Consider the following 23,864-nt stretch of genomic DNA (forward strand, 5'->3'; position numbering starts at 1 on the left):
TATTCTTCCTTGTTTAATTTATTTAAATGTTCTTGCAAAAATAGCATCAATATTTTTTGTATAGTAATTATAATCAAAGCATTTGCGTATGTCTTCTTCGCTTAAACTTTTTCTTAAATCTTCATCATTTAAAAGCGCGATTAAAAACAAACTTTCATTTTTCTCATTAATCGCTTCTTTGCCATTTTGCAAATCAGACCACACTTTCATAGCATTTCTTTGAACAATTTTATAAGCTTCCTCTCGACTAATTCCCTTAAAAGGAAGTTCTAGTAAAACACGTTGCGAAAAGACAAGCCCTCCAGTAAGGTTTAAATTTTTCATCATATTTTCTGGATAAACCAAAAGGTTTTCGATCAAATTTGTAAGACGTGCGAGCATAAAATCTGCTGTTATAAAAGCATCAGGTAAAATAAATCTTTCTACGCTTGAATGAGAAATATCTCTTTCGTGCCAAAGTGCAACATTTTCCAATGCTGGAGTAACAAAAGATCGAAGAATTCTACAAAGTCCTGTTATATTTTCACTCAAAACCGGATTTCTTTTATGCGGCATTGCTGAACTTCCTTTTTGTCCCACGCTAAAAAATTCTTCAGCCTCATAAACTTCCGTTCTTTGAAAATGTCTTATAGCTACAGCGATTTGCTCACAAGATGAAGCTAAAATTGCAATTGCTGAAATCACTTGCGCATAACGATCTCTTTGGATAACTTGATTGGAAACTGGAGCGGGTTTAAGATCTAAATTTTTACAAACTTCTTCTTCAAATTCTAAAGGGGCGTGAGCAAAATTTCCCATTGCACCACTGATTTTTCCATAACTAATCACTTCTTTAGCATGCATTATAAGATCTTTAGCGTGTAAAATTTCATCATACCAAATTGCCATAACCAAACCAAAAGTTATGGGTTCTCCATGAATTCCATGACTTCTTCCAACCATAAGGGTATTTTTATGCTCCATAGCACGCTTTTTTATCGCTTCTAAAAGTAATAAAATATCCTCTAAAATAAGTTCTAAGCTTTCTTTAATTTGTAAAGCAACCGCAGTATCAATACAATCAGAACTCGTCATAGCATAATGTACAAAACGACTTTCTTCACCCAAACTCTCACTTACGCTTGTAAGAAAAGCAATAACATCATGCTTGGTTGTTTTTTCAATTTCATCAATTCTATCAATGTCAAATTTTGCATTTTTTAAAATTTTTTCACAATCACTATTATTAATAAGACCTAATTTATTCCAAGCTTTTATAGCGGCTAATTCTACTTTAAGCCAAGCATCATATTTGGCTTTAATATCCCATTTTTTAGCCATGATTTCTCTGCTATATCTTACAACCATAGTTTTACAACCTTTTTTAGTTATAATTTTAAAAAAGAAATTGAGATTTTATCCAAAAAATTCTAAGAAAGAAGTTAAAGTGCCTTATACAAAAATAAAACTTTCAAACAATGGGAAAAAGGCATTTCAAGTCCTTATGGAAGCCTTAAAAATTCCTATAAGTGAAGCGCAGAAATTAATCGACAAAAAAAGACTTTTTTGTGATGGAATTTTAGTCCAAGAAAAAAATAAAATTTTAAATGGAATTATAGAACTGATCGTTTACGAAAATCGTCCAAAAGGGGTGGAAATTGTATTTGAAAATGAAGATTTTGCAGTACTTGAGAAACCAAGCGGCATCCTTAGCCATCCTAATGGAAGACATTGTCAATATAGTTTAAGCGATGAAATTTGGCATCTATGGGGCAAACAAGCCTGTGTAGCGCATCGTCTAGATAAAGAAACGAGCGGGCTAATACTTGTTGCAAAAAATAAACAAACTCAAATTGAATTTAAAACTATGTTCGAAAAAAGACAAATACAAAAAGAATATATAGCCCTAGTTAAAGGACAAATTAAAACAAATTTTAAAATTGATGCAAGTATAGCTTTAGTCAATAATTATAATGATATTAAAACCAGAATGCAAATTTGTGAAAAAGGCAAAAAGGCTTTAACCGAATTTGAAATTTTAAAATCATACCCCAAAGACAACTGCACACTTTTACTTTGCAAACCCTTAACAGGAAGACAACATCAAATAAGAATTCACTTACACCATGCAAAATATCCCATATTGGGCGATCCACTTTATGGGCTAGAAAAGACACAAATTGAAGCCATTTTAGATGGAAAAATGAACCCTGAAGAGAGAATTAAAATAACAGGAGCAAAACGCTTGTGTTTACACGCACAAACATTAAAATTTAATTTTAAAAATAATAAATTTATTATTTGCTCTAATGCTAAAATTGAAAACGAGTTCTTTAAAAGCATAAAAATAACAATTTAATATATTTTATAACAATAAAATATATATTAAACCAAAAAACAAACTTGAAATTTATTATTAATTAATATTTTTTACAATATGATTTAAATATGTAAAAAATTTTTAAAAATTTAAGGAAATTTGGGCAATGAAAATATTTTATATAATATTATTTTTAACAACAACAACATTTGCAATTGATATGATTACTCCTATTCCGGATAGTCTGCCTTATGATAAAGCTAAAGCAAGTCTTGGGAAAAAATTATATATGGATACCTCACTATCAAAAGATGGAAAAGTATCTTGCAACACTTGTCATAATATCAATACCTATGGAGTAGATAATACACCCTTTTCAATCGGAGTAAACAAACAATTAGATACTCCTTTTAACACGCCGACAACTTTTAATTCTGTATTTAACTTTGTCCAGTTTTGGAATGGACGTGCTCAAAATCTTGCAGAACAGATAAAAGGGCCGCTCTTTAATCCAAAAGAGCTAGGTTTAACTCCAGAAATTCTTTTGCAAAAAATTAATAATAATCCCGATTATGTAAAAAGTTTTGATGATATCTATGGTGAAATTAACGTAGATAATATAGCCGATGCCATTGCTGAGTTTGAAAAGACTCTAATCACCCCAAATTCTCCTTTTGATAGATATTTAAAAGGAGACAAGAATGCAATTTCAGAAAAAGCAAAAAGAGGCTATGAAGAATTTAAAGCACAAGGCTGCATTTCTTGTCATCAAGGACAAAACATAGGTGGAAATATGTTTCAAAAAATAGGGATTTTTCAAGAATTCCCTGATCAAAACGATTTAGGACGCTATGAAATCACTAAACAAGAATCTGATAAAATGGTATTTAAAGTGCCAAGTCTTAGAAACATAGCAAAAACAGCTCCTTATTATCACGATGGTAGTGTGCCAACATTGGATGCTTGTGTGCAATTTATGGCTTATTATCAACTTGGAAAATTTTTAAGTCAGGAAACTGTAGATAATATAGTAGCCTTTTTAGAAAGCCTCACAGGAGAATATCATGACAACATCCAATAAAAAAATTTCTTTTTTATATCAATTTATTTTCTTAGCAATTTGCACCCTAATTGCTATTTTTATTCTCTTAGGAATTATTTTTAATAATTATACCTCAAGTAAAAACTCTAAAGAAATTGTCAATACTTTACAAATGCTTCAAATTTTTAATACACGTATTGATAAAGTGTTTCAAAATGGTTTTAATTTTATAAATTACGACGAAAGTATTGTAGCTATTAAAGAAATGAAAGATTTGTTTAAAAAGCTTGAAGAATTAGGCATTAATGATTCCAAAGCTAAAATGATTTTTGAAGAGAAACTAAAACAATTGGATCAATTTAAATCCGCAAATTCTATTGCAGTTAATTCAAAATTTTATCTTTTTGAACTAGCAAAAGACTACTTTAACGAAACAGAAAATAATTTTAATAAAAAAGATTCTCAAAATTTTAAAACAATCAATTCCATTCTTAGGATTATCGCCACAGAAAATGTCTTAGAAAAAACTACACTTAGACATTTAGACTCTCTTATTAAAAATTTGCTAACAATGGAAAATGATGATACCTTAAAGCTTTTCTCAACTCATTATAAAATGATTTTAAAACAAATTGAAATCATGCAAAACAATTCTAGTATTTATACGGATGCTACTTTAAATAAAGAACTTGAAAATTTAAATCAAATCACTCAATTAAGTATAGACAAAACAAACATTCAAAAACTTTATGTAGCTATTGGAGTTTTTTCAGCAGTTTTTGTTTTATTAATTATGTTTATCATCATCACCTTAAAAAAGATTGTTATTCCTGTAAGGATGTTAGAAAAATTAAGTATAAATTTGGCAGGACAAGAGGCGAATTTATCTTCTCGCTTAAATATAGATCCAAAAAGTGAATTAGGAAAAAGTGCTGCTCATATTAATACTTTTATTTCTGTAGTTCAAAATTCTGTACTTGAAGCTATTGAAAATGCAGAAGCTAATCATAAAAATTCAGAACAATTAAAAAATAATGCCAATACTCTTGAAGAAAGCTCAAATTCTCAAAATAGCCAAATTGAAAACGTTAAAGAAATCACTAATGTTTTAGATAGCCATATAACATTGACTGGTAATTTAGCTCAAGAAAGCGTTGATAATATGCAAGATATGCATTTGTTAATGGATAAAGTTGGAGATACTTTAACTCAGCTTGTTGATCTTATCAATGAAAACAACGAAAAAGAGCAAAATGTTGTTGTCAATATGGATAATTTAACCCAAAGTGCAGATAATATTATAGAGATCACAAATTCTGTTAGAGATATAGCAGATCAAACCAATTTGCTTGCCCTTAATGCAGCCGTTGAAGCAGCAAGAGCTGGAGAACATGGTAGAGGGTTTGCAGTTGTAGCTGATGAAGTTGGAAAGCTTGCTGATAAAACAGGGAAATCACTTTTAACGATCAATACTACAGTCAATACTATTGTGCAACAAATTAATGATAACAAGTCTTTAATGGATCTTATTAATCAATCCATGCAAGAAACTTCCGAAAAAACAAACAACCTTCAACAAGAACTTATCAATTCTATGCAAAAATTAGAAAGTTCTATACAGTCTACTCAAGTAATGAAAGATAAAAGTATAGAAGTACAAGAAAAAATGGTTACTTTAAGAACGAGCATTGATGAGGTAAATGAGCTTGCAAATCTTATTAAAAATCTTTCTTGCGAAATCAACAATATCTCTAGTAATGTATTTGAAGGAGCTTCTAAACTTTCAAAAAAATTAAATAATTTTAAATAAAAATCCGTATTTAATAAATATAGATTTTTATTTTATTTTTATTTTATTAAGAATATAATTTGGTAACTTTAAATACTAAGGAGTTATTATGGAATTTTTAGAGCTTTTGCTAATTTTAGTTGCCTTAATACTCATCATAAAAAAACCAGAAAAAGAAAATCTTGCTTTTGGTTTAGTGATGGTTGCTTGGCTTATGATGATTATTTTCTACGTTGGTCACAAATCAACCGGACTTCTAACAATAATGAATTTGTAAAAAGGAATTAAAAATGAATGAAATTAATAAAGCAAAAAATTTTTATACCTTAATGTGTCTCGCAGGGTTTTTGATCATACTCTTGCCTGTAGGAACTGCAAATGTTATTTTTGGTTATTTCCTAGGAGATAGTCCTTGCGTGCTTTGCTGGGGACAAAGAGAAGCAATGATTTTCATAGGTGTAATGGCACTTTTCATTGTACGCTATGGTATGAAAGGTAAATATCTAGCTGCCCTTTTAATTATGACTGCAGCAGGTCTTTATCAGTCTTTTGCCCACTTTGGAAATCACGCTATGGAAGACTTAGACCAAGGCTTTGGCTTGCCTGTTTTTGGAATTCACACCTATTTTTGGGCTGAAGTAGTATTTTGGGCAGTTGTATTACTTTTGGGCTTAATTTTTATTTTTGCTCCTAAATTCAGTGCTTTTGATAAAGAATTAAATGGAGAGAAATTTAGAAAATACACAAGTTTTTCTCTTGCTGCAGTAGTAATCAGTGCCATTATTGTGGCTTCAAATGTTTTCCAAGCTTTTGTAGGAACTGGCGTATTTCCTTATGTAGGACAAGGCGATCCAGTAAGATTTAGTTTAAATCCAAAATATATTATTTGGAGCACAGGTAGTTGGCAAGGTTTATGGCAAAATATATCTTTCTTGGGCAAACGCGATGTTAAAGCTCCTGATTATGCTTTCGCACCAGCAAGTGCGAAACTTGGAATTCAATTTGACAATGATGTAAATAATTCTCCATTTGCAAAAATTGATCAAGGGCTTAAAATTACAAATGAAGAAAGTATTAAGTTTGACAAAGCCATCAATACACTTGATTTTATTAATAATGAATTTGTAGCCAGTTCTAAATGGGATGTTTATTTCTTAGATAATAATTTCACAACAAAAGATAGCTTCGAACTTGACCCATATTTTTCAGCAAGTATTGATCCTATTGTGGGAATAATACCTTATATGAATGATAAATTTATCCTTATGGGTTCAAATAAATCATTCTTAAGATTTAAGAAAAATCCAAGTGCAAACGAAGCTTTACAATACGCTGATTTTGTAAAAGGAGCCAATCATTTTGAGGGTCAAGGAAAAGGTTTAGGTCGTGGAAGATTAAGCACGATAAGATCTAGATTTAATCACGTAGCAAGTATGACTACAGATGATAAGTATTTTTATCTTGCAACAGTTCCAAATAATAAGGATGCTAAAACTTTTGTAATCTCTAAATATTCTTTAAAAGATCTTGTTTTATCCGGAGAATTTACACCAAAAGCAAACCTTAAAGAAGGAAAAACTTTGGGCGATCTTTATATTACTTCAATGACTGAAAAAGATGGACTAATTTATGCCCTAAGTAAAAACCACAATGTTATAGCCGTGATTGATCCAGCTAAAGAAGAAGTAGTAAAAACTCTATCATTCCCAAGCTCTATAACTAATGCAAGAAGTATTTTCTTTAAAGATGGAAAAATCAATATTCTTTCTTATCAAGATGGAACAAATAAACTTTTCACTTTAAATTAACACTTAAGTCCTAGCTTAAACTAGGACTTTTGCATTTTTAAAAGCCTAAATCCAAAATTATCCTCATATTCTTCTATTACCTGAAAACCGAATTTCTGATAAAAATTTTAAAGCTTTTTTATTTGAATTTTGTTTAATTCTTTACAATATCTAATCATTTTTATACTTGATCTTATCCTTAATTCCTGCTTTTTTAAAACCTTTTAAACGAAGTAAGCAACTATCGCATTCTCCACAAGCTTCATCATTGCTTTCATAGCAAGACCAAGTAAGCTCTAGTGGAACATTTTCTTTTAAAGCTAATTCGACAATTTGTCCTTTATTGAGATCAATAAGTGGTGTTTTTAGCGAAACTTTAAAATTTTTACTCGTTCCATTATTGATAAAACTCTCTGCTTTTTCTATAAACTCATGGGTACAATCAGGATAACCACTGCCATCTTCTTCCACAACACCTATAAAAATACTTTCACAATTTTCTTTTTCAGCCAAAGATCCCGCTATACTTAAAAAAATTCCATTACGAAAAGGAACATAAGTTATAGGCGGATTATCATTGTTTAAATCAAGTTCATTTTTGGGTATGATTAACTCTTTATCTGTTAAAGCATTTCCCCCTATAGTTTTGATAAAACTTACATCTAAAATATATTTTTTTTCAATCTTTAAAGCTTGGCAAATTTTTTCAAAACATTCTCTTTCTTTTTTTTGAGTGCGTTGTTCGTAATCAAAATGCAAAGCCACAATCTCATAACCTTCTTTTTTAGCCAAATAAGCACATAAAGTACTGTCCATTCCTCCGCTGATTATACAAAGTGCTTTTTTACTCATTTTTATCCTTAATTTGTTATAATTTTTGTAATTTTAACGAATTTTTAATCTAAAAATATAAAAAGGCAATTTTATGATAAACATAAAACTTATAGAACACATTTTTAAAGCCGCTTCAATCAGTCGCTGGAATGATTATCCAAGAATGGCAAATTTAGTTGAACTTGATAAACAAGCACATAAATTTATCATTGCTTATTTTATTGCCAAAATGGAAAAAGATATTGATATGAAAATGATTATAGAAGGGGGTATTTTTGAATTTTTAAGTCGTGTCGTAGTGACTGATATACGCCCTGATGTTTATCATGAGATTGTGCGTCAAAAAAAAGATGAAGTCAATGCGTGGGTTTTAAGTAAAATCGAGCCCATGATAGAAGATATAGAAGATGGAGATTTTCTTAAGCGTTTTGAAGAATATCTTAACAATAATAATTCCCATATCAAAGAAAGACTTATTCTAAAAGCAGCTTCTTATTTCGCCACAAGATGGGAATTTAACATAGTTTATCAAACCTCAGCTTTTCTAAATGATATTGATGATATTAAAAATAAAGTCGAAGAAGAATTGGAAGATTATTATGAATTAATAGGAGCTAGAAAAATTGCTTTAAATCAAAAAATAGCGAAAATAATCGATCTTAGCGGAAGATTACGCTTTCAAAAACGTTGGGCGCAAACTCCAAGAATTCCAGAAACTGCAGTGCTTGGGCATATGTTAGTGGTTGCAATTTTAGGTTATTTTTACTCACTAAAAATCAAAGCTTGCGATAAAAGATTGGAAAATAATTTTTATTGTGCTTTATTTCACGACTTGCCAGAAAGCCTTACTAGGGATATTATCAGTCCTGTTAAGTATGGCATAGAAGGACTTCACACTATTATTAATGATTATGAAATGAAACTAATCAATGAAAAAATTCTTCCTTTTGTACCTGAAAATTTAAGAGCGGAATTTTCTTTTATACTAGGTATTAGAGAAGGGAGGGTTGGAGAACCTAATTTTGTAAAAAACGAATTTGAAAATCGCACCTATAAAAATAAAAAAATAGAACTTTGTAGTGGAAGCTTGAGTTCTTTTAATGAAAATGATTTTGGTGCAATTGATGGAAAAGCTTTAAAATACTGCGATAAACTCGCTGCTTTTATAGAAGCGGGACTTAGCATAAGCTATGGTGTTAAATCCAAAGAGCTTGAAGGTGGTTTTTTAGGGATGTATGAATTTTTTGAAAAAAACCGCACTATAGATGGAGTCAATTTTTTCGAAATATGCACAAAACTTAAAGAATATTTTAAAATATAATTTTTCATAACAAAAATTTATTTATTTTTTTGATATAAAAAATTAATACAGTATAATCAAATTAACATTTTGATAATAAGAAGAGATTTGTTATAGAAAAGAATAAAAGATATATACCCTAGTATTTTTTATAGGAATTTTAACAGCTATTTTTGATGTGATTGTAAAATGAGTATAAGACATTCCTTTTCCTCCAAGAAATCCTAATGTATTTTGACCAATAGATGCATTAGAACAACACAACTCCGCCTAAAATTTTTTAGAGCAATTAGGATTGGATTATACATTTTCAGGTATGCAAATGCCTTTGTCGATTTTTACGTGCATGTGGGATTTTTTATTGTATTTGCAATCGCATATTGCATGATAGCTGAAAAATGACATGAGATAACAATGTGTTAAAGAGCTATTTTTGGTTTTTTTATTTATCTTTTTAATCATGCAATCGTTAGGCCTTTAATTGCAGAGGTTCCACCGCTTTCAGAAATTCCACTAGATGAACATTTATTTGAAATTTTCGGTCATATAGTTTGGCTTTGGGGTATGGAAATTGTCCGTCGTGATATAAGAAATCGTATCACAAAAGAGATTGAAAAATAAACACATAGTATCTTTTAATAGATGCTATCAATTCTTTCAAAATTTTATTCTTAAAATATATTTTTTAATATTAATAACTTTATAATAAAAATTATTAATTGACAAAAATATTTTTTTGTAATACAATATCTTATTAACATACTTATAAGGAGATCAAATGAGACAGTATGAAACTTACAAATGTTCAAAATGTGGCAACGAAGTAGAAGTTCAAGTTGCAGGTGGAGGAAAACTTAGTTGTTGTGGTGAAGAAATGCAATGTATAACCACAGATTTAACAGCTGTAAATCTTATGAAGGCTTTTGCAGGAGAATCTATGGCTAGAAATAAATACGATTTATTTGCGGATGTTGCTGAAGAAGAAGGGTGGCATGCAGTTGCTAGACATTTTAGAGAAGCTGCAGAAAATGAAAAGTGGCATGCAAGAGCCGAATTTAAAGCTTATCATGAAATCGTAGATGGCAAACCTTTAGAAGCAACAACAAAAAATCTTGTAAGTGCAGCAGAAGGTGAAAATTACGAACACACAACTATGTATCCAAATTTTGCAAAAATCGCAGAAGATGAAGGTAAAAAAGCTATAGCAAGATTGTTTACTGCTATTGGAAAGGTAGAAATCGAACACGAAAGAGAATATTTAGCCCTTAAAAAAATGCTTGAAGAAGAAGAATTCTTTAATAGCGAAGAAGAAGATTTATGGGTTTGCGAAGTTTGCGGACATATCCATCGTGGTAAAAAAGCTCCTGCAGCTTGTCCTTTATGTAAAGCTCCAAGAGAATATTTTAAAAGAGAATTTTTGGGCTAATAAGACAAGCCTTATATCAAGGCTTGTAAAATCCAGTTTTATAAAATAAGCTAAAATATTTCTATGAAACTTTTATTTTCAGAAAATGAACTTTTACCCCAATATGATGAAAATTTAATCGGTATTGATGAAGCGGGACGCGGGGCTTTAGCAGGTCCTATGATGATGGCAGCTTGTAAGCTTAATAAAAAAATAGATGGACTTTGCGATTCTAAAAAACTCAGCGAAAAAAAACGCGAAGAACTTTATGAGATTATCATACAAAATTCAAATTATCTCATCTTAGCTTTTTCATCTGAACAAATCGACACCCTAGGGCTTAGCGCCTGTTTAAAAACAGGTTTAATGCTTATAAAAAGGCATTTTAAGACACACTCTCATTTTTTATATGATGGCAATACCAACTTTGGAATTAATGGCATTAAAACCCTAGTTAAAGCAGACGCTAAAATTTTACAAGTGAGTGCAGCTAGCATACTTGCAAAAGTAGGCAAAGATAGAGTTATGAATTTTTTGGCTAAAGAATTCCCTTGTTATGAATTTGAAAAAAATAAAGCCTATGGAACCAAAACCCATAGAGAATTAATAGCCAAATTTGGAACTTGCAAGTTGCACAGAAAAAGTTTTAAACTCTTGTAATCAATACAAATTTAATTTTTCCTTTAATTTATCTATCATCAATCTTTCTCTTGCATCTAAAAACTCATTAAAATTTTCCAAAGACAAATCAACATCTGGTATTAAATGTTTTTCTAGAAATGCTTTTCTGTCATCCTTGCAATTTTCATCCACCCACTGCTTTAAAGGTTTATCTTTTTTGGACTTGTTTTCATTTTTATCAAGCATTTGTAAATTTAGCAAAGAATCATAAGTTGGAAAATCCCAATAATCCTCATTTTTTTCTTTACAAATTTTTTTATATTTGACATAAGCAGATTCTGGATGTAAATGATCTTTGTCAAAATCATTATTTTTGTAATCTAAATTTGGATAAAGTAAAGCTAATACAGCAAATGCCTCTGGACTATTTTTACGACATATCAATACATTATCTTTTAAAAAATCGTCATCTATTTTTTGAATATATTTTGCCTCTTTTTCAATTTCTTGCAGTGGAAATAACTCTGTCTCTCTGTCAAAAAATACTTCATTTTGTTTAAAGTCTTTAATAAAAGCTTTACGCATATTGGTCAAAACGGTATCTCCACTTCTACCAAATGGTTTAAGAATAATAACTCTAAGTAACCATTTTTTTATCAATTCTCTATTTTCCTGACATCCTACAGATTCAACAATATTATTAGTTAAATTTTTATGATAAATAAAATATAAAATAGGTAAAACTGCATTATTTGATGATAGTGTTTTTGCTTCAAATCCAAAATTTCTAAGCAATTTAAAGGTTTCAATAAAAGCATTTTTTATATTTTCCCATTTAGTTTCTATAAATTCTATAAAATTTTTGTCAAAACTATTGATTTGAAATTTAATATTTTGATGAAATAAATACAAAAATCCTTTAAGGATTAAGTCTTTAGAAATTTTAAAATTTTCATTAATTTTATCTACAAGATTATTTATTTCTGTTCTTGCATCAATTTTATTCCAATTGGCAATAGCAATACTAAATAAAATATCAGAATAATCAAGCGACCTTCCGTTTGAGTTGATTCTGATGAAAATATTAACTGCTTTATTTGGATTTTTTTCTTCTTCTAAATAAAAATTAATTAAAGCTTTTTCAAATATCTTTTGATGCAATGAATCCAATATTTCTTCTTCGTTTTCACTTAAATTGAATTCTTTTGCTATTTTCTTTACTCTACTCGAATCATATTGATATAAATACCGACATTTAAACCATTTTTGCTGATATTTATCTATATAAATATCTTGTTCCTTTGTCTCCGCTTTATCAAGCCATAAAAATTCATATTCAACATTTTCATTCTCCGGTTGTTTGCTTTGAGTAAGATTAAAATAAAAATCACAAATTTTAAAATATTTATCATTATTTTCCCATTTATGATGGCTTCTATGTATGTTAATGTCCAAATAATGCAAGATATAAAGAAGTGAGACGTTGTTGCCCATCTAAAACAGCATAAAAATCTTTATGATTTGAAGTATTAAAATAATCATTGTGCGTATGATATCTTTCACGATAATACTCTAAAAATCTATAAAATTTCCAAGCTGTTTTACTCTCATCTTTGACCTGCCAAAAAAGCATAGAACTTATAGGATAACCTCTCATTAACGAATCAAACAATTCTTCAATCTGCCAAGGTTTCCATACATATTCTCTTTGAAAAGCTGGAAGCAAATATTCATTATTTTTAATTCTTTGCATTGCTTCATTGATTGTTATTGCTGGTTGAAATCCTGCCATATTGTACTCCTTTTTATCCTTGTGTGATTTTCAAAAAAGCTGCTAAATCTGGATCTTTTTCATGCTTGCAAATTTCAAGCATTTTTAACATCTTTTCGTAATCTCTTGGCATCACTTTAAAAAAATCCTTCTTATCAAATTTATCTAATATATCCTTAGCTTTTTTAGACTCAGTATAGAAAATATGCTTTTCTATCATTGCCTTTAATTCTTTCACATCTTTAACGTTTAAATCTTTAATATCCACAAGCTCCGTATTAACATGAACTTCATTGTGTCTTCCTAGTATATAAGCAACGCCCCCACTCATTCCAGCTGCAAAATTAGCACCCACATCACCAAGCACAACTACAACTCCACCTGTCATATACTCGCATCCATGAATTCCCATCCCTAAAACCACAGCTTTAGCACCTGAATTTCTCACACAAAATCTCTCTCCAGCTATGCCATCAAGATACACTTCACCTTCAGTTGCGCCATACAAACAAGCATTTCCTGCGATGATATTTTCTTCGGGTGAAAAAGTCGCCTCATCTGAAATTTTAGCGATGATTTTTCCTCCACTTAAACCCTTACCTAAATAATCATTACTATCCCCGATGATCTCAAGCTTAATCCCTTTGATCAAAAAAGCTCCAAAACTATTTCCAGCATTTCCTATAGCTTTGATATAGATATTATCCCCATTTAAAGCATTTTTGCCATAAGTTTTTAAAATTTCACTTGAAAGCATAGTAGCAAAAGTCCTGCTTTGATTACCCACTTCTAAAGAAAGTTTGATCGGTTCTTTTATAGCATTTTTACAAAGTGGAAGTAAAATTCTATAATCAATCGTTTTTTCAAGTTTATTATCTTTATAATCTTTAAAATGCACTGCAGTTTTATTGTAAGTCGGTAAAGATTTTAAAATTTTATCCAAATTAAGCTTTCCTATCTTAGCTTGTGCATTTTTTTGATAAAGTTTATCCACACGACCTATCATATCATCTAAGCGTTCAAAACCTAATTTAGCCATATACTCTCTTAATTCTTCAGCTATAAAATACATAAAATTTACAACCTCATCCACCTTACCTTTAAAATTCTTTCTAAGCTTTGCATTTTGAGTGGCGATTCCAGTTGGACAAGTATTAAGATGACAAACTTTATTCATGCTACAACCCATTACAATCATAACTGCTGTTGCAAATCCAAATTCTTCAGCCCCTAAAAGTGCCGCTATAGCTAAATCTCTTCCTGTCATAAGCTTACCATCAACTCCTAATTTTATCCTATCTCTAAGCCTATTTAAAATAAGGGTTTGATGGGTTTCAGCTAAACCTAATTCCCAAGGAATTCCAGCGTGCGAAATAGAAGTTCTAGCACTCGCTCCTGTTCCTCCATCATAACCTGAAACGAGAATGGAATTAGCACCCGATTTTGCAACACCAGCAGCAACAGTTCCTATACCATTTGCGCTGACGAGTTTTACTGAAATTTTCGCGTCTTTGTTTGCATTTTTCAAATCATAAACAAGTTGAGCCAAATCTTCAATAGAATAAATATCATGATGTGGCGGCGGAGAAATAAGCGTAACAGCCGGAGTAGAATGTCTAGCTTTAGCGATCCAAGGATAAACCTTAAAACCTAGCAATTGTCCCCCTTCTCCTGGTTTTGCACCTTGGGCAACTTTGATTTGGATCTCTTTTGCGTGGATTAAATAGTTTAAATCCACCCCAAAACGGCCACTTGCAACTTGTTTTATGGCAGAATTTTTATCATTTTCATAGCGTTCTTCATCTTCCCCACCCTCACCTGAATTTGACTTTGCACCTATTTTATTCATTACCATAGCCAAGTACTCGTGTGCTTCTTTAGAAATTGAACCATAACTCATAGCTCCTGTTTTAAAACGTTTTACTATGCTTTCTATATTTTCTACTTTATCTATGCTGATAGCTTCACTAAAATCAAATTCCATTAAAGAACGTAAAGTAATTTGTTTTTTATCGATCAAAGAAGAGTATTTTTTAAAAATTTTATAATCATTATTTTGACACGCTTTTTGAAGATTAAAAACTACCATAGGATCGATTAAATGCTCTTCTTCAAAATTTAAAATTTCATTTTTAAAAGCATTTTGGTGTAAATTAATAAGTTCTTTTTCAAAATCGTGTAAGCTAATACCCCCTATGCGTGAAGCAGTAGAGGTAAAATATTTATCAATCATTTTAGAATTTAATCCCAAACATTCAAAAAGCGCTGAACCATTATAACTTTGCAAAGTAGAAACACCCATTTTAGAAGCAATTTTTACTATGCCATTAGAACTTGCGTGGATAAAATTTTCCACCGCTTTTTCATAGCTTAAATTGATTTCTTTATTTTTAATAAATTGATGAATACTTTCATAAACCAAATAAGGATTAATTACCGTAGCACCATAACCTAAAAGACAAGCAAAATGATGAATTTCTCTTGGTTCTGCACTTTCTATGATAATACTTGTACGTGTTCTTAAATTTTTTCTAACCAAATAATTATGCACTCCAGCAACTGCAAGCAAAGCAGGGATATAAGCATTTTTTTCATCCACTCCTTTATCACTTAAGATAACAATAGATACTCCTTTTTTTATTTCTTTTTCTATTTCTATAAAAAGATTATCCAAAGCTTTTTCTAAAGTTGTTTTAGAATGATCATAAAGTATAGAAAATTCTTTTACTTTGAAATTTTTTAAAGATCTAACCTCAAACAATTCTTCATTGCTGATAATTGGTAAAGAAATTTTTACACGTTTTGCGTTATTTTCATCAGGCTTTAATAAATTTCCTTCACAACCTAAATAAATTCTCGTTGAAGTTACAATTTCTTCTCGTATAGAATCAAGCGGAGGATTAGTCACTTGCGCACAAAGTTGTTTAAAATAATTATATAAAGGTTGATAATTTGTAGATAAAGCGGCCAAAGGTGTATCAACTCCTGTAGAAACAATTGCTTCTTTGCCGTTTTGTGCCATAGCTTTAACGCTCATCATAAGCTCATCTTCACTCCAAGCAAAAACTCTTTGAAGTTTTAAAATTTCATCTTGTTTTAAAAATATATGCTTATAAGCTCCACTGTGTTGTTTTTCAAGATCAATGAGATTTTTAAGCCATTTTTTATAAGGTTTAGCATTGGAATAATGTTCTTTTATCTCATCATCAGCAACTACTCTACCCCTTGCAGTATCAACTAACAAAAGTTTTCCTGGCTCTAAACGCTTTTTAGCTTTGATGTTTTTTTCATCGACTTTTAAAGCTCCTGTTTCACTAGAAAGTATCAACATATCATCTTTTGTAAGATAATACCTTGAAGGACGAAAACCATTTCTATCTAAGCTCGCCCCCATAATCACACCATCGGTAAAAACAATCGCCGCAGGTCCATCCCAAGGCTCCATTAACAAAGAATGATATTCATAAAATGCACGTTTATGCCTTTGCATATTTTCATTTTTATGCCAAGGTTCAGGCACCATCATCATAAAAGCTTCTTCTAAAGTTCTGCCATTTAAAGCTAAAAATTCTAAAGTATTATCAAACATGGCAGAATCACTGCTTTCTTTAGCAATGATCGGAAAAATTTCATCTAAATTTTCAAAATAATCACTTTGCATTAAATTTTGTCTTGATCTAATACCATCAACATTGCCTCGTATGGTATTGATCTCACCATTATGCACCATATAACGATTTGGATGTGCTCTTTCCCAGCTTGGAAAGGTATTGGTAGAAAAACGAGAATGCACTAAAGCTATGGCTGATTTCATATTGACATCTTTAAAATCGAGATAAAAATCACTCAATTGTGTAGAAAGTAACATTCCTTTATAAACAATAGTTCTAGAAGAAAAGCTAGAAAAATAAAATTTAGGTACATTTAAAGCCCTTTTTTCTATAAGACGACGACAACTATAAAGCACTCTTTCAAATTCAATTCCTGCATTGATTTCATCAGGCTTTTTCACAAAGGCTTGTAAAAAATAAGGCATAGCCCTTAAAGCACTCTCTCCTATATCACTAGGATTAAAAGGAACTTCTCTAAAACCTAAAAATTCAAGATTTTTATCTTTTAAACCTTGTAAAAATATAGCCTTAGCTTCCTCTTTAGCCTCTAAATTAGGAGATAAAAACATTTGTGCAACAGCATAATCGCCTTTTTTTGGAAGTTCAAAGCCTAATTCTTGAGTTTTAAAAAAATCGTGCGGAATTTGGATTAAAATTCCAGCTCCATCTCCTGAATTTTCTTCAGCCCCAAAACCTCCTCTGTGCTCAAGATTCATCAAAATTTCTAAAGCATTACAAATAACTTTATAAGAAGCAATACCGCGTATATTAGCAACAGCGGCAATCCCACAAGCATCATGCTCATTTTTAGAATCATAAAGTCCTATGCTTTGATTTTTTTCTAAAATATCCTCTAAATTCATTTTTACTCCTTATAAGTTAATTTTCACTCTTATAAGGATTATAACATAAATAAGAATACAAACTAGATGCTACAAAAACATAGCGATAATACTTCCTAAAATCAGTAAAGGGCCATTATAAAAAATAAAAGTTGGCACACAAGTATCTTTAATGTGATCGTGTTGTTTATCAGCATTTAATCCGACCGTTGTTCCCATCGTAGTTTCGCTAGCAGGACTTCCAGCATCCCCTAAAGCTCCAGCTACACCTAAAATAAAAATTGTCAAAGGGATACTAAAACCAAGCTCTATGCAAATAGGACAAAAAAGCGTAGCTATGATAGGAATAGTCCCGAAAGAAGTTCCTATGCCCATAGTAATAATAAGCCCAATTAAAAGCATTAAAAAAATAGCTAAAAATTTACTTTCTTTTATCCACGGGATAACAAAATCAACAAGTTCTTTTACAGCTCCACCGTGTCTTAAAACCTCTCCATAACCTGCTGCTACAAGAATAACAAAGGCAATAAAACCCATTGTTTTAAGTCCATCGTCAAAAATTTCATTGATATTACGATACTCTACCCCTCCTAAAACCACCATCAAAATAAAGCCTAAAAGTCCAGATAAAGGTAAATTCATGGTAATAATTTGCAAAACTAAAGTCAAGATCAATCCAGCCAAAACTCCCCACTCTTTACGTGTCATTTTTAAATTTTCTAAGTCGATTTTAGCAAGTTCTATTTCTTTATATTCTTTTGGTTTGCGATAAAAAACAAAAATCGCTAAAAAAAGCCCAGTAATCATACAAATAGCCGCAAAATACATTGTATTAGTAACATCATTTAAACTTACATTGATACCATTTTTTTCAAGATTATCTCTTAAAAGATCTTGAAAAGTCAAACCAAAACCAACAGGTAATACCATATAAGGGGTTGTAAGACCAAAAGTTAAAGCACAAGCAACCGCTCTGCGATCTATTTTTAAGCGATTAAATAAACTTAAAAGTGGCGGTATAAGTAAAGGAATGAAAGCCACGTGAATGGGAATTAAATTTTGAGAAAAACAAGAAATTATAGCAATGGATAAAATCAATAAATATTTTTTGTGAGAAATAAAATGGCTTACTATTTTAATCAAATACGCTGTTAAGTGAGTGCGAGAAATGGATGCAGCGATCGCACCTAAAATGATATAACTCAAAGCTGTTTTTAAATTTCCTTGCATGCCATCGATCAAAATATCCATACTTTGTGTTAATGGCATATGATCTAGCATTCCTGCTACAAGAGCTGAAATTAAAAGGCTTAAAAGCACGTTAAAACGAAATAGACAAAGTAAGCTCATTATAAAAACGCTTACTATAACAGGATTTGTAAGTAAGGTCAATTTTTTTCCTTATTTAAGATAATTTTAAAGATTATAAAATAATTTTAGTTAAAATGCGATAAAATCTTGATACTGTTAACATAAACTATAATTTAGCAATATTATTTAATCATTTTTTTTAATTAAAAACATTAATATTATAAATTATTTAAATTATTTAAATTATAATATAATTTCGTATTTTAAAACAAAAAGGAAACCTAATGAAAAAAACTGAAAATAAAGAAAACAGAAGAGATTTTCTAAAAAATTTAGGAATTGGCCTATTGGGCATAAGTGCATTGTCTAATTTTTCTTTTGAAAATTTCTTAGGTAGTAAAGCCTTAGCAAAAGAATTGCCTAATTTCAAAATCGAAGGAAAAAAAGATTTGATCTATCATGGTGATAGACCAATGACTGCAGAAACAGAAATTTATGCTTTAGATAGCGATTTTACCAAGCCTGAAAATTTCTTTGTTAGAAATAATGGGGTTCCACCTACCCTAGAAACGATCAAAGCAAGATTAAAAAAAGGTTGGACTTTAGAAATCGGTGGTGAAAGCGTTGTAAATTCTAAAACTTATACTTTAGATGAATTAAAAAAGAAATTCAAAACTTATACTTATGCTTTAACTGTTGAGTGTGGCGGAAATGGAAGAGCTGAAGTTTTACCAAGCACTAAAGGAACTCAATGGGGTTATGGTGCTGTGGCTTGTGGTAGATGGACTGGAGTAAGATTAAAAGACATTTTAGAAGACTGCGGTCTTAAAAAAGACGCTGTTTATATTGGATATTATGGTATCGATACTAAATTAAATGGTGAAGAAAGTTCTCCTATTAGCCGTGGAGTTCCTATTTCTAAAGCTTTACAAGATGAAACTTTAGTAGCTTGGGCTTATGAAGGAAAAGATATTCCGCTATACAATGGTTATCCTTTACGTTTAGTTTGTGGAGGTTATCCTGCAAGTACAAGTGGAAAATGGCTAAGCAAAATCGTTGTAAGAAATAAAGTTCATGATGGTGAAAAAATGCAAGGATCTTATAGAGTGCCTGTAACTCCTGTTAAACCAGGTGATTTTAGTTACAAAGGCGAAACAAAAATTATAGAATCAATGCCAGTTAGATCTGTAATCACAAATGTTAAAAATGGCACTAAAGTAAAAGTTGGTAAAAAATTCGAAGTAAGAGGAAAAGCTTGGGCTGGAGAATTATTTGTAAAAGATGTTTATGTAAGTTGCGATTATGGTGTTACTTGGACTAAAGCAAAAGTAGAAAAACCACTCAATCGTTTAGCATGGCAAAAATGGAGCACTCAAGTTTCTATTCCTACAAAAGGATATTATGAAATTTGGGCAAGAGCAGTTGATAGCGAAAACAAAAGCCAACCTATGGTTTTAGCTCAGTGGAATCCAGGGGGATACATCAATAATGCTTGTCATAGAGTGAATGTATATGGAGTTTGATTATGTTTAAAAAAATTTTATTTTTACTCACTTTAAGCTTGAGTTTTTCTCTTGCTCAAGATTATAAAATCAATCCTGAAACAGGTTTGATCATCGATCCTGATTCCCCTTTAGTAGAAGCTAATTGTCTTGCTTGTCATAATTCAGGACTGATCACAAATATGCACGCTAACAAACAAGCTTGGTTAGCTGCTATTAGATGGATGCAAGCAGAAGAAGGACTTTGGCAAATACCTGCTGAAGATGAAGAAAAGATTTTAAATTATCTTGAAAAATATTACGGGGAACAATACAACACTAGAAGAAGAGTTCCTTTAGCTGTTCTTTTAGAAAAGAAATAATCTTAATTTTATCAAAAAAAGTGAATTTCTTTTTTTGATAAAAATCTTTAAATAATTTTTTTATCTTTCAAATATTTTTGCATTTTTTCATCGTTATAAATTTCATCATAGAATTTATATCCTATTCTTTCAATATCTGATATATTGATATCTTTGTTTAGATTTTGTATAAATTCATTAAAATCTTTATTTTTATTTACCAATAAATCTAAAGTAATAAGTTTTAAATTTGATTTTTCTCTAGCTTTAATGATGATTTTAGAATCATTAATATCTTTAACATCAAGCTTGATAAATCCGATTCCAAAAGCATTGTTTAATCTCCAAAGCTCTTTCATAATCTCATCATCAAATTCCAAAGCAACCAAATAACCTTCATTTGCCCAGCTAGAATTACTCACGGCTTGAAAATAACTTTGCCTTAAATTTGAAAAATCAAGTTTTATTTTAAGTTCAAAACTATAAATTTTATAAGAAATTTGATTTAAATTCTTGCAAAGTTTAAAAGTTTCATCTTCATAATCTTTAAAAGGAAAATGCACGCCTACTATATCAGGATGGATCCATTCATTTTCACCGCTTTTTCCTTTATGGGACTTTTCATGAAAAATAGTCTTAGAATAAAGATTAAAATCAGGACTTTCAAATAAAAACTTAACCACTAAAGGATGCAAATCTCTTTCTTTAAATTTACTTTCTTCTTTTTGAATTTCTATATTTTTTGATTTTGCAAGATTGAGTTCATTTTCTCTTTCTTTTAGCCAAAATTTCGTCGGATTTTTAGAAACAACTAAAAATAAAGAGTCTTTGCCATTTAAATTAACATAAATTTTAGCAGCTAAACTTGCAACTGGCGTTTTAGTTAAAGTTCCATTTTGATAACTTTGGAGTTTTTTATCAAAGTTTTTATTTAAAGCGTATTGCCAAATTTCATTCGCACTTAAAGGAATTTTTCATTCTCTTTTAAAACTTCTATAATCAAATCTAAAAAGCTGTATTTTTTCATCAAATTATCTTTAAATCGGTTTTAAAATAAAGAAGAAAAAATCTTCTTTATTTGATCACACATCTAAATGTTTCACATCCTTAGCGTGCGCTTGAATATAATCGCGTCTTGGCTCTACCTCATCACCCATGAAAAGATTAAAGGTATCATTAGCACTTTGTGCGTCTTCTATGGTGATTTTAAGAAGTCTTCTTATACTTGGATCCATAGTAGTTTCCCAAAGTTGTTCAGGATTCATTTCACCTAAACCTTTATAACGCTGGATATAAGCTCCTTTTTTAGCATTTCTTTCAACTTCATCTAAAATTTCTAAGATATCTTTTTCAAAAGCTAAATCACGTTCTTTAATTTTACTAAAAATATAATTTGCTTCTTCATAAAGTGGATGTGAAAACAAATCATCATTGATGATTAGCTCTTCTAAACCATTTTCAGTTTGCACATAAATGCGAATTTCATTTTCATTGATATAATGATTTAAGATATTGTGTCCTTCTTTTTCTAAAAATGCTTTTACAATTTCAAAAAGTTTTTCATTATTTTCTTTGATAAAATCCGGATTTTCTATAAGATAACGGATTACAGAAATGACATTAAAACGTTTCTTTAGATCATTTAAAACTGATCTATAAGCAGCAACAATTTTTAAAAAGTCTTTAAGATCATTTAATCCTATACCTTCATAATTAGAACTTTCAATTCCCGTTTCGATCAAATAGTCATTCAAAGCTTTTTCATCTTTAAGATAAATTTCCTTTTTTTGTCCTTTTTTATAACGATAAAGTGGTGGTTGAGCAAGATAAATATGTCCATTAGCCACAAGTTCATTCATAAAACGGAAGAAGAAAGTCAAAAGTAAGGTTTGTATGTGCGATCCATCTACATCCGCATCCGTCATAATGATAATTTTATGGTATCTTAATTTTGAAATATCAAAATCATCTCCTATACCGCAACCAAAAGCAGTGATCATATTTTGGATTTGTTCGGATTTTAAAATTTTATCCAGTCTTGCTTTTTCAACATTGAGAATTTTACCACGTAAAGGTAAGATTGCTTGAAAAGATCTTTCACGTCCTTGTTTAGCAGAGCCACCCGCAGAATCCCCTTCCACAAGATAAATTTCACTTTCACTTGGATCTTTACTTTGACAATCAGCCAATTTTCCTGGTAAAGTTCCAACACTTAAACTTTCTTTTTTACGGGTTAATTCTCTAGCTTTTTTAGCTGCTTCTCTACCACGTGCAGCCATCAAAGCTTTATTCATAATCGCTTTTGCTTCGATAGGATTTTCTTCAAAATATTTAGTCAAATACTCAAAACTAGCTTTTGAAACGATAGGACGCACATAAGAAGATCCTAATTTTCCTTTAGTTTGTCCTTCAAATTGTGGTTCAGGCACCTTAACACTTACAACAGCGATCAAACCTTCCCTTACATCTTCGCCCGTGATTTTATTGTCTTTTTCTCTAGCACTAGCGTTAGCTTCGATATAATTACTGATCACACGAGTTAAGCCCATTCTAAAACCTGCTTCGTGAGTTCCGCCATCTGGAGTTTTGATATTATTTACAAAAGAGAGTAAATTTTCACTATAAGTATCATTATAAAGCAAAGCCACTTCTACATTGACATCTTCTTCATCTACGCTAAAGAAAATCGGTTTTGTTAAAGCTTCTTTTTTATTCATATCGCTTACAAATTGTGAAATTCCACCTTCAAAATGAAAACTTTCACTTCTGCCTACACGATTATCTTTAAAATTAATCGTGATTTTTGGATTTAAATACGCAAGTTCTCTAAATCTTTTTGCCAAAATTTCATAATCAAATTCAGTCACTTCAAAAATGGTATTATCAGGCCAAAATTCAATTGTCGTTCCTGTTTTTTCACTTTTTCCTATTATGCTAAATTCGCTTGTAACCTTGCCTTCTGAAAATTCTTGACGGTAAATTTCTCCATTTCTTTCAACCGTAGCTACAAGTTTTTTAGAAAGTGCATTGACAACAGAAACCCCAACTCCGTGCAAACCACCTGAAACTTTATAAGTATCTTTGTCAAATTTCCCACCTGCGTGAAGAACGGTTAAAACAACGGTTAAAGTAGGCATATTTTCAGTTGGATGCATATCTACAGGAATACCACGTCCATTATCACTTACGATACAACTTCCTTCAGTGGTAATTTCTACATCTATAATATCACAATGCCCAGCCATAGCTTCATCAATAGAATTATCTACTACTTCATAAATCATGTGATGAAGTCCGCCTATATTGGTATCTCCTATATACATACCAGGGCGTTTTCTAACAGCTTCTAAGCCTTTTAAAACTTTAATATTACTTCCGCCGTAATTTTCTTGCATATCTTTCCTTATTT

The 23,864-nt window shown here is 30.5% G+C and carries 15 protein-coding genes and 3 pseudogenes; 11 read left to right on the forward strand and 7 right to left on the reverse strand.

The features are described from left to right. Positions 1 to 18 precede the first annotated feature (18 nt). Positions 19 to 1,347: an adenylosuccinate lyase gene (gene purB, locus CQA69_RS03735; RefSeq protein ID WP_137620493.1), complete on the reverse strand. Its 1,329-nt coding sequence runs from the start codon at positions 1,345 to 1,347 to the stop codon at positions 19 to 21. 79 nt (positions 1,348 to 1,426) lie between these two features. Here purB and CQA69_RS03740 point away from each other — a divergent pair, with 79 nt between their 5' ends. The 5 genes from CQA69_RS03740 to dsbI all read left to right on the forward strand — a co-directional run bounded on the left by CQA69_RS03740 (position 1,427) and on the right by dsbI (position 6,938). Continuing rightward, positions 1,427 to 2,338, forward strand: a complete 912-nt coding sequence (locus tag CQA69_RS03740; RefSeq protein ID WP_137620567.1) for an RluA family pseudouridine synthase — start codon at positions 1,427 to 1,429, stop codon at positions 2,336 to 2,338. 127 nt (positions 2,339 to 2,465) lie between these two features. Continuing rightward, the gene (locus CQA69_RS03745; protein ID WP_137620494.1) at positions 2,466 to 3,380 is read left to right on the forward strand and encodes a cytochrome-c peroxidase; all 915 of its coding nucleotides are present in this window, start codon (positions 2,466 to 2,468) and stop codon (positions 3,378 to 3,380) included. After that, the gene (locus CQA69_RS09460; RefSeq protein ID WP_137620495.1) at positions 3,364 to 5,151 is read left to right on the forward strand and encodes a methyl-accepting chemotaxis protein; all 1,788 of its coding nucleotides are present in this window, start codon (positions 3,364 to 3,366) and stop codon (positions 5,149 to 5,151) included. The genes CQA69_RS03745 and CQA69_RS09460 overlap by 17 nt, the downstream gene beginning before the upstream one ends. 88 nt (positions 5,152 to 5,239) lie before the next feature. Continuing rightward, entirely contained in the window at positions 5,240 to 5,407 is a 168-nt protein-coding gene (gene dba, locus CQA69_RS03755; RefSeq protein ID WP_137620496.1) for a disulfide bond formation protein Dba, read from the forward strand. A gap of 13 nt (positions 5,408 to 5,420) precedes the next feature. After that, a complete protein-coding gene (gene dsbI / locus CQA69_RS03760; protein ID WP_137620497.1) occupies positions 5,421 to 6,938 on the forward strand; it encodes a disulfide bond formation protein DsbI in 1,518 nt (505 codons plus the stop codon). Between the two features lie 150 nt (positions 6,939 to 7,088). Here the strand turns inward: dsbI and queC are convergent, their stop codons facing one another. Further along, entirely contained in the window at positions 7,089 to 7,769 is a 681-nt protein-coding gene (gene queC, locus CQA69_RS03765) for a 7-cyano-7-deazaguanine synthase QueC (RefSeq protein WP_137620498.1), read from the reverse strand. Positions 7,770 to 7,842: 73 nt separating this feature from the next. Here queC and CQA69_RS03770 point away from each other — a divergent pair, with 73 nt between their 5' ends. The 4 genes and pseudogenes from CQA69_RS03770 to CQA69_RS03785 all read left to right on the forward strand — a co-directional run bounded on the left by CQA69_RS03770 (position 7,843) and on the right by CQA69_RS03785 (position 11,116). Beyond that, positions 7,843 to 9,072, forward strand: coding sequence for an HD domain-containing protein (locus tag CQA69_RS03770; protein WP_137620499.1), 1,230 nt, complete (start codon positions 7,843 to 7,845; stop codon positions 9,070 to 9,072). A 109-nt stretch (positions 9,073 to 9,181) separates the two neighbouring features. Then, positions 9,182 to 9,672: pseudogene (locus CQA69_RS03775) on the forward strand (DUF1440 domain-containing protein). Between the two features lie 157 nt (positions 9,673 to 9,829). Then, the gene (locus tag CQA69_RS03780) at positions 9,830 to 10,477 is read left to right on the forward strand and encodes a ferritin family protein (RefSeq protein ID WP_137620500.1); all 648 of its coding nucleotides are present in this window, start codon (positions 9,830 to 9,832) and stop codon (positions 10,475 to 10,477) included. Between the two features lie 63 nt (positions 10,478 to 10,540). Continuing rightward, positions 10,541 to 11,116, forward strand: a complete 576-nt coding sequence (locus tag CQA69_RS03785; protein WP_137620501.1) for a ribonuclease HII — start codon at positions 10,541 to 10,543, stop codon at positions 11,114 to 11,116. Here the strand turns inward: CQA69_RS03785 and CQA69_RS03790 are convergent. The 3 genes and pseudogenes from CQA69_RS03790 to CQA69_RS03800 all read right to left on the reverse strand — a co-directional run bounded on the left by CQA69_RS03790 (position 11,117) and on the right by CQA69_RS03800 (position 18,693). Further along, positions 11,117 to 12,869 (reverse strand): annotated as a pseudogene (locus CQA69_RS03790) (DUF262 domain-containing protein). A gap of 13 nt (positions 12,870 to 12,882) precedes the next feature. After that, positions 12,883 to 17,322 carry a glutamate synthase large subunit gene (gene gltB / locus CQA69_RS03795; protein ID WP_137620502.1) on the reverse strand — a complete coding sequence of 1,480 codons (4,440 nt, stop codon included), beginning with the start codon at positions 17,320 to 17,322 and terminating at the stop codon, positions 12,883 to 12,885. Between the two features lie 69 nt (positions 17,323 to 17,391). Next, entirely contained in the window at positions 17,392 to 18,693 is a 1,302-nt protein-coding gene (locus tag CQA69_RS03800; protein ID WP_137620503.1) for a Na+/H+ antiporter family protein, read from the reverse strand. 203 nt (positions 18,694 to 18,896) lie between these two features. Here CQA69_RS03800 and sorA point away from each other — a divergent pair, with 203 nt between their 5' ends. After that, entirely contained in the window at positions 18,897 to 20,135 is a 1,239-nt protein-coding gene (gene sorA, locus CQA69_RS03805) for a sulfite:cytochrome c oxidoreductase molybdopterin oxidoreductase subunit (RefSeq protein ID WP_137620504.1), read from the forward strand. Positions 20,136 to 20,137: 2 nt separating this feature from the next. Next, positions 20,138 to 20,476: a sulfite:cytochrome c oxidoreductase monoheme cytochrome C subunit gene (gene sorB, locus CQA69_RS03810; protein ID WP_137620505.1), complete on the forward strand. Its 339-nt coding sequence runs from the start codon at positions 20,138 to 20,140 to the stop codon at positions 20,474 to 20,476. Between the two features lie 47 nt (positions 20,477 to 20,523). Here the strand turns inward: sorB and CQA69_RS03815 are convergent. Both CQA69_RS03815 and gyrB read right to left on the reverse strand, forming a co-directional pair. Beyond that, positions 20,524 to 21,485: pseudogene (locus tag CQA69_RS03815) on the reverse strand (HTH domain-containing protein). A gap of 52 nt (positions 21,486 to 21,537) precedes the next feature. After that, positions 21,538 to 23,850 (reverse strand): DNA topoisomerase (ATP-hydrolyzing) subunit B, encoded by a 2,313-nt coding sequence (gyrB, locus tag CQA69_RS03820; protein ID WP_137620506.1) that lies wholly within the window; start codon positions 23,848 to 23,850, stop codon positions 21,538 to 21,540. Positions 23,851 to 23,864: the final 14 nt, after the last annotated feature.

The organism is Campylobacter estrildidarum, from assembly GCF_005406205.1.
GTDB lineage: Bacteria > Campylobacterota > Campylobacteria > Campylobacterales > Campylobacteraceae > Campylobacter_D > Campylobacter_D estrildidarum.

Coding starts and splice junctions, on each gene's coding strand:
- CQA69_RS03785 (WP_137620501.1), top strand. CDS start 10,541: ATGAAACTTTTATTTTCAGAAAATGAACTTTTACCCCAATATGATGAA.
- queC (WP_137620498.1), bottom strand. CDS start 7,769: ATGAGTAAAAAAGCACTTTGTATAATCAGCGGAGGAATGGACAGTACT.
- dsbI (WP_137620497.1), top strand. CDS start 5,421: ATGAATGAAATTAATAAAGCAAAAAATTTTTATACCTTAATGTGTCTC.
- CQA69_RS03745 (WP_137620494.1), top strand. CDS start 2,466: ATGAAAATATTTTATATAATATTATTTTTAACAACAACAACATTTGCA.
- purB (WP_137620493.1), bottom strand. CDS start 1,347: ATGGTTGTAAGATATAGCAGAGAAATCATGGCTAAAAAATGGGATATT.
- sorB (WP_137620505.1), top strand. CDS start 20,138: ATGTTTAAAAAAATTTTATTTTTACTCACTTTAAGCTTGAGTTTTTCT.
- gyrB (WP_137620506.1), bottom strand. CDS start 23,850: ATGCAAGAAAATTACGGCGGAAGTAATATTAAAGTTTTAAAAGGCTTA.
- CQA69_RS03770 (WP_137620499.1), top strand. CDS start 7,843: ATGATAAACATAAAACTTATAGAACACATTTTTAAAGCCGCTTCAATC.
- dba (WP_137620496.1), top strand. CDS start 5,240: ATGGAATTTTTAGAGCTTTTGCTAATTTTAGTTGCCTTAATACTCATC.
- CQA69_RS09460 (WP_137620495.1), top strand. CDS start 3,364: ATGACAACATCCAATAAAAAAATTTCTTTTTTATATCAATTTATTTTC.
- gltB (WP_137620502.1), bottom strand. CDS start 17,322: ATGAATTTAGAGGATATTTTAGAAAAAAATCAAAGCATAGGACTTTAT.
- CQA69_RS03780 (WP_137620500.1), top strand. CDS start 9,830: ATGAGACAGTATGAAACTTACAAATGTTCAAAATGTGGCAACGAAGTA.
- sorA (WP_137620504.1), top strand. CDS start 18,897: ATGAAAAAAACTGAAAATAAAGAAAACAGAAGAGATTTTCTAAAAAAT.